The sequence below is a fragment of the Pseudomonas sp. E6002 genome, from assembly GCF_013385565.1.
Classification (GTDB): Bacteria; Pseudomonadota; Gammaproteobacteria; order Pseudomonadales; family Pseudomonadaceae; genus Aquipseudomonas.
Genome location: NZ_JACAPT010000006.1, coordinates 169,267 through 183,057 on the forward strand (window position 1 = coordinate 169,267; position 13,791 = coordinate 183,057).

At 60.7% G+C, this 13,791-nt stretch carries 11 protein-coding genes; 7 read left to right on the forward strand and 4 right to left on the reverse strand.

What is annotated here, in order from left to right; all coding sequences use genetic code 11:
- Window positions 1-22: 22 nt before the first annotated feature.
- Window positions 23-1,102, reverse strand: coding sequence for an LPS export ABC transporter permease LptG (gene lptG, locus HX815_RS05790; protein WP_003210440.1), 1,080 nt, complete (start codon window positions 1,100-1,102; stop codon window positions 23-25).
- The gene (gene lptF, locus HX815_RS05795; protein WP_003210442.1) at window positions 1,095-2,213 is read right to left on the reverse strand and encodes an LPS export ABC transporter permease LptF; all 1,119 of its coding nucleotides are present in this window, start codon (window positions 2,211-2,213) and stop codon (window positions 1,095-1,097) included. Before lptF ends, lptG begins: the two co-directional genes overlap by 8 nt.
- 282 nt (window positions 2,214-2,495) lie before the next feature.
- Here lptF and HX815_RS05800 point away from each other — a divergent pair, with 282 nt between their 5' ends.
- The 5 genes from HX815_RS05800 to rlmF all read left to right on the forward strand — a co-directional run bounded on the left by HX815_RS05800 (window position 2,496) and on the right by rlmF (window position 9,181).
- Entirely contained in the window at window positions 2,496-3,986 is a 1,491-nt protein-coding gene (locus HX815_RS05800) for a leucyl aminopeptidase (RefSeq protein ID WP_177027931.1), read from the forward strand.
- A 51-nt stretch (window positions 3,987-4,037) separates the two neighbouring features.
- Window positions 4,038-4,466 (forward strand): DNA polymerase III subunit chi, encoded by a 429-nt coding sequence (locus HX815_RS05805; protein WP_102605183.1) that lies wholly within the window; start codon window positions 4,038-4,040, stop codon window positions 4,464-4,466.
- A gap of 7 nt (window positions 4,467-4,473) precedes the next feature.
- Window positions 4,474-4,878: a DNA polymerase III subunit chi gene (locus HX815_RS05810; protein WP_177027932.1), complete on the forward strand. Its 405-nt coding sequence runs from the start codon at window positions 4,474-4,476 to the stop codon at window positions 4,876-4,878.
- A 185-nt stretch (window positions 4,879-5,063) separates the two neighbouring features.
- Window positions 5,064-7,910: a valine--tRNA ligase gene (locus HX815_RS05815; RefSeq protein WP_177027933.1), complete on the forward strand. Its 2,847-nt coding sequence runs from the start codon at window positions 5,064-5,066 to the stop codon at window positions 7,908-7,910.
- 248 nt (window positions 7,911-8,158) lie between these two features.
- Complete coding sequence (rlmF, locus tag HX815_RS05820; RefSeq protein WP_003212741.1) at window positions 8,159-9,181, forward strand: 23S rRNA (adenine(1618)-N(6))-methyltransferase RlmF; 1,023 nt, start codon at window positions 8,159-8,161, stop codon at window positions 9,179-9,181.
- A gap of 64 nt (window positions 9,182-9,245) precedes the next feature.
- On the opposite strand, the gene HX815_RS05825 is transcribed toward rlmF, so the two are convergent.
- Window positions 9,246-9,527 carry an HU family DNA-binding protein gene (locus tag HX815_RS05825; protein ID WP_003212743.1) on the reverse strand — a complete coding sequence of 94 codons (282 nt, stop codon included), beginning with the start codon at window positions 9,525-9,527 and terminating at the stop codon, window positions 9,246-9,248.
- Window positions 9,528-9,924: 397 nt separating this feature from the next.
- On the opposite strand from HX815_RS05825, the gene yejK reads away from it, so the two are divergent.
- Together yejK and HX815_RS05835 are read left to right on the forward strand one after the other, a co-directional pair.
- Entirely contained in the window at window positions 9,925-10,929 is a 1,005-nt protein-coding gene (gene yejK / locus HX815_RS05830) for a nucleoid-associated protein YejK (protein WP_003212745.1), read from the forward strand.
- The gene (locus HX815_RS05835; RefSeq protein WP_003212747.1) at window positions 10,929-11,279 is read left to right on the forward strand and encodes a glutaredoxin family protein; all 351 of its coding nucleotides are present in this window, start codon (window positions 10,929-10,931) and stop codon (window positions 11,277-11,279) included. Before yejK ends, HX815_RS05835 begins: the two co-directional genes overlap by 1 nt.
- A gap of 135 nt (window positions 11,280-11,414) precedes the next feature.
- Here HX815_RS05835 and HX815_RS05840 read toward each other — a convergent pair whose 3' ends face one another.
- On the reverse strand, window positions 11,415-13,655 hold the full coding sequence (locus tag HX815_RS05840) for a TonB-dependent receptor (RefSeq protein ID WP_177027934.1): 2,241 nt from the start codon (window positions 13,653-13,655) through the stop codon (window positions 11,415-11,417).
- Between the last annotated feature and the right edge of the window lie 136 nt (window positions 13,656-13,791).

Genomic DNA, 13,791 nt, shown 5'->3' on the forward strand with positions numbered 1-13,791 from the left:
TTTTTTGTTCATAAGCGCGGGCTCAACCGGCCCGACGCAACAGCCAGAAGCCGGCCACGGCGCAGATGGCGGTCGGCACCAGCACCGCAAACAGCGGCGAGAAACCGAATACCAGGCTGGACGGCCCCAGCAGGTCCTGGGCGATACGGAAGGTGAAACCCACCAGTACGCCGGTAAACACGCGCTGGCCGAGGGTCACGGAACGCAACGGGCCAAAGATGAACGAGATCGCCATCAGCACCAGCGCGGCCGTCACCACCGGCTGCAACACCTTGACCCAAAACGCCAGCCAGTAACGGCCGTTGTTCAAGCCCTGGTCCTTGAGGTAATGGATATACCCCCACAGGCCGGAGATAGGCAGGCTTTCCGGGATCATCACCACGGTATTCAGCAATTCGGGCTTGAGGGAAATATCCCACTGCTCCGTCGGCACATTGATCACTTCGGTGGTCGATGCCGCACCCTTGCCGATATCACGGAAATAGGTGGTGGTCACATCGCTCAGTTGCCACTTTTCGTCGGCGTACTGTGCACGTTTGGCGAAGCTCGACGACAGCAGGTGACGTTCCTTGTCGAAGTGGTAGCGGGTGACACCCACCAGCAAGCCACCCGGCTGCACGGCGTTGATGTGGATAAACTCCTCACCCTGGCGGTGCCACAGGCCATGCTTGGAGCTCTGGGCATCGCCCGAACCCTGGGCCAGGGCACGATTGGCCTGGGCCGTGGACTCGGCTGGAGGCGCCACGTATTCACCGATCAGCACGCTGACCACCATCAGCAACAGCATGGGCTTCATGACCGCCCACACGATGCGACCGATGGAAACACCCGCCGCGCGCATGATGGTCAGCTCGCTGTTGCTGGCCAGGCTGCCCAGGCCGATCAGGCAGCCGATCAGCGCAGCCATCGGCATCATGTCGTACAGGCGACGGGGCGCCGTCAGCGCCACGTAGCTCAGGACGTCGGTAACGGTGTAGGTATCGCTGACGTTGCCGACTTCATCAATGAAGGCGAACAACGAGGCCAGCCCTAGAATAATGCCCAATACCGCAAGGATTGCGACCAGGACGCTGCTACCAATGTAGCGGTCGAGCTTAACCACGGGCCATCTCCTTCACGCTGCGACGACTCCGCATCTTCAACCGCATCGGTTCCCAATAAAGCAGCCCCAGGCCAATGGCCAGGAAGACCCCGTGGACCCACCACAACCCGAGGGCCGGCGGCAGTTTGCCCTTCTCCAGGGAGCCGCGGGCGGAAATCAGGATGGTCAGGTAAGCCATATAAAGCAGGATCGCCGGCAGCAGCTTGAGGAAGCGGCCCTGGCGCGGGTTGACCCGGGACAGCGGCACGGCCATCAAGGTCACGATGAACACCAGCAGCGGCAGGGAAATCCGCCATTGCAGCTCGGCGATCGAACGCAGTTCCTTGCTGCCGATCAGGTCTGGGGTCGGGATCGCGTCGCGGTCGGTGACCTCATCGCTGACATCCGGCCGGGCCAGCATCACGCCATAGGTGTCGTACTTGATTGCGCGGTAATCGGCCTGACCGGGGCTGCCGTCATAGCGATAGCCATCTTCCAGGATCAGGTAACGGCTGCCATCCGGGCGCACTTCCTGGCGCCCCTTGTCGGCCACCAGAATCGAAATACCACGGTCTTTCTGGTTCTGGCCGAGGTTTTTCTGGGAGATGAACACCCCTCCCAGGTTGGCACGGTCATCCGACATTTGCTCGGTATAGGTCACCCGGGTGCCGTCGTTGAGCGCTTGGAAGCGGCCCGGCTCCAGGGTGTCGAATTCGGTCATGGCGTCCTGTTTGTTCAGCACCAGCTGGAACTGCATGGCGCCCTGGGGCGCCAGGCTCAAGCTCAGCCAGGCCACCACCAGCGCGATACCGGTGGCCGGAACCATGGTCATGGCCAGCAAACGTTGCTGGCTCATGCCGGTGGCCGACAACACGGTCATTTCGCTTTCAAGGTACAAGCGGCCGTAGGCCAGCAGAATCCCGAGAAACAGGCCCAATGGCAGGATCAACTGCAGGAAGCCCGGCAGGCGAAAGCCCATGATCAGGAACAGCGAACCCGGATCCAGGGCACCCGAGGCAGCCTGGGCGAGGTATTTGACGAAGCGACCACTCATGATGATGACCAGCAATACCGCACTCACGGCACTCAGGGTCAACAGGACTTCGCGGGATAGATAACGGAAGACGATCAAACCAGACACTCCAGGGTTGTCAGGCTAAGGCGGCCAAACAAGCAAGCATATCGAGTCGACCCATTGCTGCAGGCCGGCTAAAAAGATGGCGCATTATCCTGTGATTGACCGCACCTGTCACGGAGCTTGCTCATACGCGTGCACAAAGCTGCCCGCAAGGGTTGTCAGGCTCGGGCGGCGAGGTTCAAACTGCGGCCTTTGTCGCGGGCGGCCTACAGGCTGCCAAGCTTACAAGCCGGAGTACAGACTCCTGGCTCACTGACCTTTATAAGGGACCCGAAAATGGAACTGGTTGTAAAAAGCGTTAGCCCCGAAACGTTGAAAACCGCCACCCTCGTGGTCGCTGTCGGCGAAGGCCGCAAGCTCGGCGTTGCCGCCAAGCAACTGGACGAACTGAGCGGCGGCGCCATCAGCGCAGTCCTCAAGCGCGGTGACCTGGCCGGCAAGGTTGGCCAAAGCCTGCTGCTGCAAAGCCTGCCTAACCTTAAAGCCGAGCGCGTATTGCTGGTGGGCGTTGGTAAAGACGCCGAACTGGGCGACCGTCCGTTCCGCAAGATCATCGCCGGCATCCTCAACACCCTCAAGGGCCTGGGCGGCACCGACGCAGCCCTGGCGCTGGACGAAGTCGTGGTCAAGGGCCGCGACAGCTACGGCAAGACCCGCCTGCTGGCCGAAAGCCTGCTGGACGGCGGCTACGTCTTCGACCAGTTCAAGAGCACCAAGGCCGAACCCCGCGCCCTGAAGAAAGTCACCCTGCTGACCATCAAGGCGGCCCAGGCTGAAGTCGAACGCGCCGTGACCCACGCCCAGGCCATCGCCGGCGGCATGGCGTTCACCCGTGACCTGGGCAACCTGCCACCGAACATCTGCCACCCAACCTACCTGGGCGAGCAAGCCAAGGCGCTGGGCAAGGAATTCAAGGGCCTGAAAGTCGAAGTCCTGGATGAGAAGAAGATCAAGGAACTGGGCATGGGCTCGTTCTATGCCGTGGGCCAGGGCAGCGACCAGCCGCCACGCCTGATCGTGATGCAATACAACGGCGGCAAGAAGTCCGAGAAGCCATTTGCCCTGGTCGGTAAAGGCATCACCTTCGACACCGGCGGCATCAGCCTCAAGCCGGGCCTGGGCATGGACGAGATGAAGTACGACATGGGCGGCGCCGCCAGCGTGTTCGGCACCCTGCGTGCCGTGCTGGAACTCAAGCTGCCGATCAACCTGGTGTGCATCCTGGCCTGCGCCGAGAACATGCCGAGCGGCGGCGCGACCCGTCCGGGCGACATCGTCACCACCCTCAGCGGCCAGACCGTGGAAATCCTCAACACTGACGCCGAAGGTCGCCTGGTGCTGTGCGACGCACTCACCTACGCCGAGCGCTTCAAGCCGCAAGCCGTGATCGACATCGCCACCCTGACCGGTGCCTGCGTGGTTGCCCTGGGCGCCCACACGTCGGGCCTGCTGGGCAACAGCGACGAACTGATCGGCCAACTGCTCAGCGCCGGCCAGGCTGCAGACGATCGCGCCTGGCAACTGCCGCTGTTCGATGAGTACCAGGAACAGCTGGACAGCCCGTTCGCCGACATCGCCAACATTGGCGGCCCGAAAGCCGGCACCATCACTGCGGCGTGCTTCCTGTCGCGTTTCGCCAAGAACTTCAACTGGGCCCACCTGGACATCGCCGGCACCGCCTGGACCAGCGGCGGCAAGGACAAGGGCGCCACTGGCCGTCCGGTTCCATTGCTGACCCAGTACCTGCTGGACCGCGCCAAAGCCTGAAAATGAAGATCCCCGGGCGCTTGTAAAGCCGCCCGGGGCTCAGGAACCCCAATGACCCAAGTCGACTTCTATATATTGCCCAGCGCCGATCCTTCCGCGCGCCTGGACTTTGCCTGCAAGCTCACCGAAAAAGCCTGGCGCATGGGCCACCGTATCTACCTGCATTGCAGCGATGCCGCCCAGCGTGACGACCTCGACGCCCGCCTGTGGCGCTTCAAGGGCGAAAGCTTCGTGCCCCACGGTCCCGCCGAATCAGAACCGGAAGGCCTGGTAGTACTGGGTTTGGGCGACAGCTGCGGCGATCACACAGACCTGCTGGTCAACCTTGACCTGAAAGTACCGGCCTTCGCCAAGGGTTTTGCCCGCGTGGCGGAAGTGGTGGTGGAAGACCCGGCTATTCGTCAGGCCGCGCGGGAGAGTTTCCGCTTCTACCGCGAACAGGGCTATTCTCTGCAAGATCACCGGCTACAACGACTTTGAGCACACGATGGACACTCCAAACCCGCTAAAAGACTCTGACCACCTGCTGGACGACCTTGAGTCGATCCGCAAGCTGCTCGGTGATGATGACCTGCAACCGCCATTGCTGACCGATGCGGTCAACGGTGACGTACAAATTCCCCTGCTGTTCGATATGGTGGGTGGCAAGCCGGTTACGCCGGAACCTGTCGAAACGCCCGCGGTGCAAGCTGCGCCGGCTGCGGCTGTTGCCGTACCTGCCGCCGAAAAAGCCCCCGACGCCCTGCTGCTGCACCTGGACAACGAACTGCGCGCCGCCGCGCAACTGATCATGCAAGACGTGATCGACGATTTTGCCCCGCATATCGAAACCGAGATCAAGCGCCGGCTGGATGCGCGCATGGAGCGGTTGTTGAGCCAGTACCAGAACTAAGGCTGACACATATCCCCTGTGGGAGCGGGCTTGCTCGCGAAGGGCGTGAACGATAACGCGTACATCCTGAATGAACGCGCCGCCCTAAGGTTTTTCGCGAGCAAGCTCGCTCCTACCCCTCTCCCCTATCCCCCGTTATACTTGTCGGCTTTCCTGAATTAATGCCAACTAGGGTCCCGCCGCGCATGGATAAGACCTACCAGCCGCACGCTATTGAAACTTCCTGGTACCAGACCTGGGAGTCCGAGAATTATTTCGCTCCGCAAGGCGCGGGCGATGCCTACACCATCATGATTCCGCCACCGAACGTCACTGGCAGCCTGCACATGGGCCATGGCTTCAACAATGCGATCATGGATGCCCTGATTCGTTTCCGCCGCATGCAGGGTCGCAATACCCTATGGCAACCAGGTACAGACCACGCCGGTATCGCCACCCAGATGCTGGTGGAACGCCAACTGGAAGCCACCGGCCAGAACCGTCACGACCTGGGCCGCGAGAAATTCCTCGAGAAAATCTGGGAATGGAAGGATCAGTCCGGCGGCAATATCAGCCGTCAGATCCGTCGCCTGGGCTCGTCCGTCGACTGGAGCCGCGAGCGCTTCACCATGGACGACGGCCTGTCGGAAGCCGTGAAGGAAGCCTTCGTGCGCCTGCATGAAGACGGCCTGATCTATCGCGGCAAGCGCCTGGTCAACTGGGACACCAAGCTGCACACGGCGATTTCCGACCTTGAAGTGGAAAACCACGACGAGAAAGGTTTCCTGTGGAACCTCAAGTACCCGTTGGCTGACGGCGCCAAGACCGCCGAAGGCAATGATTACCTGATCGTCGCCACCACCCGTCCGGAAACCATGCTCGGCGACGCCGCCGTCGCGGTCAACCCGAACGACGAACGCTACCAGGCGCTGATCGGCAAGTTCGTCGAGCTGCCGCTGGTTGGCCGTCGCATCCCGATTATCGCGGATGACTACTGCGACCCTGAATTCGGCACCGGCTGCGTGAAAATCACCCCGGCCCACGATTTCAACGACTACGAAGTCGGCAAGCGCCACAACCTGCCGCTGCTGAACATCTTCGATAAAAACGCCGCCGTTCTGCCGGCCTGCCAGGTGTTCAACCTCGACGGCACGCTGAACGAGAGCATCGACGGCAAGATCCCGGCTGAATACGCCGGCCTCGACCGTTTTGAGGCGCGCAAGCAGATCGTTGCCGCCTTCGACGCCGCCGGCCTGCTGGTAAGCGTTGATGACCACGCCCTGAAGGTGCCGAAAGGCGACCGCTCCGGCACCGTCATCGAGCCTTGGCTGACCGACCAGTGGTACGTGTCCACCAAGCCTTTGGCTGAGCCGGCGATCGCTGCCGTGGAAGACGGCCGCATCGCGTTCGTGCCGAAACAGTACGAAAACATGTACTTCTCGTGGATGCGTGACATCCAGGATTGGTGCATCAGCCGCCAGCTGTGGTGGGGCCACCGGATTCCGGCCTGGTACGACGAGTCGGGCAAGGTCTATGTGGGCCGCGACGAAGCCGAAGTACGTGCCAAGCACAACCTTGGCGCGGACGTGACGCTGCAACAGGACAACGACGTACTGGACACCTGGTTCAGCTCGGGCTTGTGGACCTTCTCCACCCTCGGCTGGCCGCAACAGACCGAGTTCCTGAAGAAATTCCACTCCACCGACGTGCTGGTCACCGGCTTCGACATCATTTTCTTCTGGGTTGCCCGGATGATCATGCTCACCATGCACTTGGTGAAGAACGAAGACGGCACCCCGCAGGTACCGTTCAAGACCGTGTACGTGCACGGCCTGGTGCGTGATGGCCAGGGCCAGAAGATGTCCAAGTCCAAGGGCAACGTCCTGGACCCGCTGGACATCATCGACGGCATCGACCTGGAAACCCTGGTGCAGAAACGCACCTCGGGCCTGATGCAGCCGAAACTGGCGAAGAAGATCGAGAAGCAGACCCGCGACGAGTTCGCCGATGGCATCGCCAGCTACGGCACCGACGCCCTGCGCTTTACCTTCTGCTCGCTGGCGTCCACCGGTCGCGACATCAAGTTCGACATGGGCCGCGTCGAAGGCTATCGCAACTTCTGCAACAAGATCTGGAATGCCGCGCGCTACGTACTGGATAAAGGCGAAGACTGCGGCCAGAACGGCGAGACCATCGAGCTGTCCCTGGCGGACCGCTGGATCATCTCCCAGCTGCAGCGCACCGAAGCCGAAGTGACCCGTCAACTCGACCAGTTCCGCTTTGACCTAGCGGCGCAGGCCCTGTACGAGTTCATCTGGAACCAGTATTGCGACTGGTACCTGGAACTGTCCAAGCCCGTGCTGTGGGACGAGAACTCGCCGATCGAACGTCAGCGCGGCACCCGTCAAACCCTGGTGCGCGTACTGGAAGTGGCGTTGCGCCTGGCGCATCCGTTCATGCCCTTCATCACCGAAGAAATCTGGCAGCGCATCGCGCCGCTGGCGGGCAAAGACGGCAAGACCATCATGCTGCAACCTTGGCCGGTGGCCAACGAAGCCCGCATTGACGAGGCAGCCGAAAGCGATATCGAGTGGCTCAAGACCCTGATGATGGGTACGCGCAACATCCGCGCCGAGATGAATATCGGTCCGGGCAAGCCACTGGCCGTGTTCGTGAAGAACGCCAGCAGCGAAGACCTGCGTCGCCTCACCGAGAACGACGCGCTGCTCAAGAAGCTGGCGAAGCTGGAGTCGATCACCGTATTGGCCGCTGGCGAAGAAGCACCGCTGTCCGCCACTGCACTGGTGGGCGAGATGGAAGTGCTGGTGCCGATGGCCGGCCTGATCGACAAGGGTGCCGAACTGGCGCGCCTGGACAAGGAAATCCTGCGCCTGCAAGGCGAAGTGCAGCGGGTGGGCGGCAAGCTGTCCAACGCGGCGTTCGTCGACAAGGCTCCGGCTGAAGTGATCGAGAAAGAACGCGCCAAACTGGCTGAGGCTGAACAGGCTTTGGGCAAGCTGGCGGAGCAACACGCGCGGATTTCCAGCCTGTAAGGGGCTGCCCGTGCGGAAAAAGAGACCTTCGGGTCTCTTTTTTTTGCTTGGAAAAACACCGCTATTTCTCTTTGGAAACCCGATCAATGTGGGAGCTGGCTTGCCTGCGATGCAGGTGACTCGGTGTATCTGCCAGACCGAGGCGATGCCATCGCAGGCAAGCCAGCTCCCACATTTGACCGAGTTCGACCAAGGAATGTGTGACAATACCCGCCACTTTTGAAACAAACGCAGAATCGACGCAGCCCATGACCGCCCCCAGCACACCCAAAGCACCGCGCAAGAAGCCAAAATCCAGTACGCCGGCCAAGCCCGTCGTTCCGCGCAAAGAGGCCACCTTGCACCCGCGTAACCGCCACCAGGGCCGTTACGACTTCCAGGCGCTGATCAAGACCACGCCCGAACTGGCGCAATTCGTGATCATCAACCCGTACGGCAAGGAAAGCATCGACTTTGCCAGCCCAGACGCGGTGCGGGTGTTCAACCGGGCGTTGCTCAAGGCGTTCTACGGCATCAATCACTGGGACATCCCGGCTGACTACCTGTGCCCACCGGTACCGGGGCGTGCCGACTACGTGCACTTCCTCGCCGACCTGCTGGCCAGCGTCAACGAAGGCGTGATCCCCCGTGGCGCGCCGGTGAAGGTGCTGGACATCGGCATGGGCGCCAACTGCGTCTATCCGTTGATTGGCTACAGCGAGTACCGCTGGAACTTCCTCGGCTCGGAAGTCGACCCGACCGCCGTGGCCGCCGCCAAGGCGATCGTGCAGTCCAACGGGCTGAACAAGGCCATCCAGCTGCGCCAGCAAACCAACCCCAAGCAGATCCTGCTGGGCTTGCTGGAGCCAGGCGAGCGGTTTGACCTGACCATGTGCAACCCGCCCTTCCACGCGTCCATGGATGAAGCGACCAAGGGCAGCGAACGTAAATGGCGCGCACTGGGCAAGGCTGATCCGAAACGCAAGTTGCCGGTGCTGAACTTCGGTGGCCAGTCGGCGGAATTGTGGTGTGAAGGCGGTGAAGCGCGGTTCGTGACGCAACTGATCGCTGAAAGCGCGCATTTCCAGCACAAGGTGCTGTGGTTCAGCACGCTGGTGTCGAAAGCGTCGAACTTGCCGGCGATCCAGACAGCGCTGAAAAAGGCCGGTGTGCTGGAAAGCCAGGTAGTGGAGATGTCCCAGGGCCAGAAGCAGAGCCGCTTCGTCGCCTGGACGTTCCAGACCCCGAGCGAGCAACAGGTGTGGCGCCAGCGTTGGGCCCGTAAAGACTGATAAATCGCAGGCAACAAAAAACCGTGCCCGGATCGCTCCGGAGCACGGTTTTTTTTGCTGCGTCTTACTTGTTAACAGCGTCGGTCAGGCCTTTGGCCACAACCAGCTTGATAACTTTCTTGGCAGCGATTTCGATGGCAGCGCCAGTCGAAGGGTTACGGCCAGTACGGGCAGGACGCTCGGTCACTTTCAGTTTGCCAACGCCTGGCAGAGTGATTTCGCCGCCGTTTTCCAGCTGATCAGCAACGATCTGGCTCAGTTGGTCCAGCAGAGCACGCACGGTGGTTTTCGGTGCGTCTACAGCTTCAGCCAGATCAGCGATCAGTTGGTCTTTAGTAATAGCCATTGTGGTGTTCCTTCCCTATCAAATTCATTTGGATTGCAGAGTGCAGTGTCAGCCATCGAGCCCTGCCATCAAGGCCTGGCACCCAAGGGCTATAACCACGAAGATCGGGGTTATAGATACCTGAAACCGGGTTTGGTTCGACCTGACAAATGCTGAATGCACGCTTAACGCCCAGACTGCGCGTAAGACGGGGCAAAACTAGCACAGAGACGGGGAAATATCCGCCTCAACATACCCATTTGGTCAGCTTTATCGCTCTAAACCGTGAAAAAAAGGCATATGGCCCGTCGGATGGCGCTCAAAACGCCCTCCGAACAGCGCCATCCCCAGCGGGTGCGGTACACTGGCGACTTTTTCCGGGAGCCCCACCCCTCCCCTTCAACCAGCCGAGAAGCCCATGCCGATCCGTCATTGCATCGTCCACCTGATCGACAAAAAACCCGACGGCACACCCGCAGTTCTCCACGCCCGCGACTCCGAGCTTGCCGAGTCGGCCGCGATCGAGAACATGCTCGCCGACCTCAACGAGAGCTACAACGCCAAACAAGGCAAGGCCTGGGGCTTTTTCCATGCCGAGTCCGGCGCGCACCCGTTCAGCGGCTGGTTGAAGGAGTATTTCGACGGCGGCAAGGATTTCACCGCCTTCAGCCGCATTGCGGTGGAACACCTGCAGAAGCTGATGGAGGAGTCCAACCTCTCCACCGGCGGCCACGTGCTGTTTGCCCACTATCAACAGGGCATGACCGATTACCTGGCGATCGCCCTGCTGCACCACAGTGAAGGCGTGGCCGTGACCGACCAGCTGGACGTGACGCCGTCGCGCCATCTGGATCTTGGCCAACTGCACCTCGCCGCGCGCATCAACGTGTCCGAGTGGCAGAACAACAAGCAGTCCAAGCAATACATCTCCTTTATCAAGGGTAAGAACGGCAAGAAGGTCTCGGAGTACTTCCGCGACTTTATCGGCTGCCAGGAAGGCGTCGACGGTCCGGGCGAAACCCGTACCCTGCTCAAGGCCTTCAGCGACTTCGTTGAAAGCGAGGATCTGCCGGACGAGTCCGCCCGCGAGAAAACCAAGACCCTGGTGGACTACGCCAGCAGCCAGGCCAAGCTCGGCGAGCCGATGGGCCTGGAAGAGCTGTCCGGGTTAATCGATGAAGATCGGCCAAAAGCCTTCTACGATCACATCCGCAACAAGGACTACGGCCTGTCGCCGGAAATCCCGGCGGATAAACGCACCCTCAACCAGTTCCGCCGTTTCACCGGGCGTGCCGAAGGCTTGTCCATCAGCTTTGAAGCGCACCTGCTGGGCGACAAGATCGAATACGACGAAGCCGCCGGCACCTTGATCATCAAGGGCCTGCCGACCCAACTGACCGACCAGCTCAAGCGTCGCAACTGATGCTGGGCGGGGTTCTGAAGAAAGTCCTGCTGGTGTTGCTGGTGGTGGTGGTTTTCCAGAACTGGGGCAAGATCGAGCGGCTGTTCAACCCCTCCCAGGTGGTGCCGGAGCAGACACGCGCGGCAGCGCGCGTGGTGCTGTATTCCACCGAGTGGTGCGGCTACTGCAAGCAGATCCGGCGCTTTCTGGATTCCAAGGGGATTCCCTACCAGGCGTTTGATATCGAGAAGGACGCCCAGGCGCGCAAGGCGTACGAGGCGTTGGGGGGCGGCGGGATTCCGTTTGTGGACGTGAACGGCACGCTGATTCGCGACTACAACCCGGAAGCGATCATGGCGGCGCTGAAGTAACTCACTCTGTAAAATACCGCAGATCAAATGTGGGAGCGGGCTTGCTCGCGAATGCGCTGGTTCAGTCAATACATCTGGCGACTGATCCACCGCTTTCGCGAGCAAGCCCGCTCCCACATTGGGTTTGCGTACGCGTTAGAAATTGGCCTCCAGGGAAACCATCGCCGTACGCTCCTCTCCTACGTTGTAGTAAGCCGAGCTGGCCGCCAGGCCATTCACTGGCGCCGAGTTGAACGACACGGTGCGCGCCGAGCTCAAGTATTCCTTATCAAACACATTGAGCATCGAGAAGCGCAGCGCGGCCGACTTGAAGACCTTCTTGTCCACCGGCAGGTAGATACCGGCGTTGAGGTCGAACACGGTGCGCCCGGAGATTTTCTCGTTGTTGGTCAAATCACCGTAGAACGCCCCGACATACTTGCCGGCAATGTTGCCGTAGTAGCGCTTGTCGTCGTAACCAAACACCAGGTTGAGCATGTTTTCCGGCACGTTGGCCAACTGGTTGCCCTTGGTCGGCAACAACACGTTCTTGCTGACAAAGTCGTCCTGCTGCTCGGACTTGGTATAGGTGTACGACGCGTAGTAGTTGAAGTTGTACGGCAGCAGGCCGCTCCACTCCAACTCCAGGCCTTTGTTGGTCACGTCACCGACGTTGGCCATCACGTAGTCACCGTTCAAGTCGGTGGTCGACAGCTGACGGTCCTTGAAGGTGATGTAGAACAGGGTGGCGCTGAGGGCCATTTTCTCTTCGGTGTAGCGCCAGCCCAGCTCCTGGTTCCAGCTCAGCTCGGGGTTGAGGTTGAGCGAGTCACCCTTGTTGTACAGCACGTAGTTCTGCGGGGTGCGCATGTTGCGAGTGACGTTGTAGAACGCCTGGTTGCTCTCGTCGACCTGGTACTTGGCACTGAAGTTCGGCAGGAACTGATGGTAGCGGGCGTTACGCTTTTCCGGCTTGTCGTACAGGCTACCGAGGTTGTCGCCGTCACGCTCGACGTACTGGTACGCCAGCCCGCCGACAAAGCTCAGGTCTGGCGTGGCTTGCCAGCTGTCCTGCACCCACAGCTTCTGGGCCGGGGTCACGGTGTATTGATGGCGCCCCTGGACAGTCTTGCCGTTCTTGTCGACCACCTGGCCGCCGCTGTTGTAATCGCCCCAGACGTCGTCCGGTGCACCTTCGCTGTTGATCCCGATATACGGCTGGGTCTGGCGCTGGCGAGCGCGCTCGTACCAGTAGCCGTAATCCAGGCTGTGCTCCTCGTTGATGTCCCATTTCATTTTGACCGTCACGCCAGGGCGCCAGGTTTCGGTCCACGAGGGGCGATAGTAGTTGGCCGACTGGAGGTTACCCAGGTCGTAGTTACCGGCCTTGTCGGACTTCGGCCCCAGGTTGGTCGCGGTCTGGCCGCTGAAACTGCCGCCGTTGCCCCAGTAGTAGTAAGGCGCAACCGTCAGGGCCAGGTCATCACGCAGACGCCAGCGCTGGGTGAAGGTGGTCATGACACTTTCGAAAGGGTTGCGGTTGAGCTTGTAGGAAGACGACAGCAAGCCGTTTTTGTAGACCGGGGTTTCCGCGTAATCCAGGCGGCGGCCCTGTTGCTGGAACTGGCTCTTGCTCAGCGTGTTGTAGTTGTAGTTTTCCTGGGTGTTGTACTTCATGGTGAAGTTGCTGGTGTTGCCGTTGTCGTCTTCGAACAGCGTGCTCCACTCTACCTTGTCGCCCCGCAAGGTGCCCTTGCCGCGCCACTTGTCGCCTTCGGTGTGAGAGGCCGACACCCAGGTCTTGAAGCCGCCGAGGTCGCCGGTGTTGATACGGGCGAAGGACTTTGTCAGGTTGTTCGAACCCATGGATTGCTTGACGAACAGCCCCGGCTCCTTGGTCGGCCGAATGGTGACCATGCCGATGTTGCCGCCGCTGGAACCAATGTGCGGGCCGTCCGCTTCCGAGGAGCCCTGGGTGACAAATACTTCGCCGACGTTTTCCGGGTCGCCCAATTGGTTGGCGTAAACACCGTAGCTGCCGGAGTCGTTGATCGGCACGCCGTCCATGGAAACCCCGACCTGGTCGGAGTTCATGCCGCGCATGGTGAAGCTGGTGCCGCTCATGCCGCTGGCGTCGTCGTTGGAAACGTTGATGCCCGGGGTGTACTTGAGCTTGTCGATGGCGTTGGCCGTCGGGGACATTTCATCCATGGCTTCCTTGGTCACCGTGGACCGGGCCTTGGCACTTTCTTCCTGAATCATGTGGCCGGTGCCCAGGGTACGTTCGCCGGCGACGTGCACCGAACCGACATCCTGGGAATCGTCTGCCAAAACCAGCGGCGCAAAGCCGCCCAGGCCCGATGCTAAAAGCAGGGCATAGAGTTTGTTGTAGGTCACGAGTAGATCCCTTACATGCATCTATCTGTTGTTATGGGGGAGGTATTGGCGATCTCGGCCGGGTGAACAGCGCCGCCAATCTTCCTGACCACCTGCTCAGGAATCCGAGGATCATCCGTGCATCACGTAACGATTT

What these genes read in the sequence shown, in the direction of transcription:
- rlmF (WP_003212741.1), top strand. Translation starts at nt 8,159, where the DNA reads ATGACCGCCCCCAGCACACCCAAAGCACCGCGCAAGAAGCCAAAATCC.
- HX815_RS05800 (WP_177027931.1), top strand. Translation starts at nt 2,496, where the DNA reads ATGGAACTGGTTGTAAAAAGCGTTAGCCCCGAAACGTTGAAAACCGCC.
- HX815_RS05835 (WP_003212747.1), top strand. Translation starts at nt 10,929, where the DNA reads ATGCTGGGCGGGGTTCTGAAGAAAGTCCTGCTGGTGTTGCTGGTGGTG.
- HX815_RS05805 (WP_102605183.1), top strand. Translation starts at nt 4,038, where the DNA reads ATGACCCAAGTCGACTTCTATATATTGCCCAGCGCCGATCCTTCCGCG.
- yejK (WP_003212745.1), top strand. Translation starts at nt 9,925, where the DNA reads ATGCCGATCCGTCATTGCATCGTCCACCTGATCGACAAAAAACCCGAC.
- HX815_RS05815 (WP_177027933.1), top strand. Translation starts at nt 5,064, where the DNA reads ATGGATAAGACCTACCAGCCGCACGCTATTGAAACTTCCTGGTACCAG.
- HX815_RS05810 (WP_177027932.1), top strand. Translation starts at nt 4,474, where the DNA reads ATGGACACTCCAAACCCGCTAAAAGACTCTGACCACCTGCTGGACGAC.
- HX815_RS05825 (WP_003212743.1), bottom strand. Translation starts at nt 9,527, where the DNA reads ATGGCTATTACTAAAGACCAACTGATCGCTGATCTGGCTGAAGCTGTA.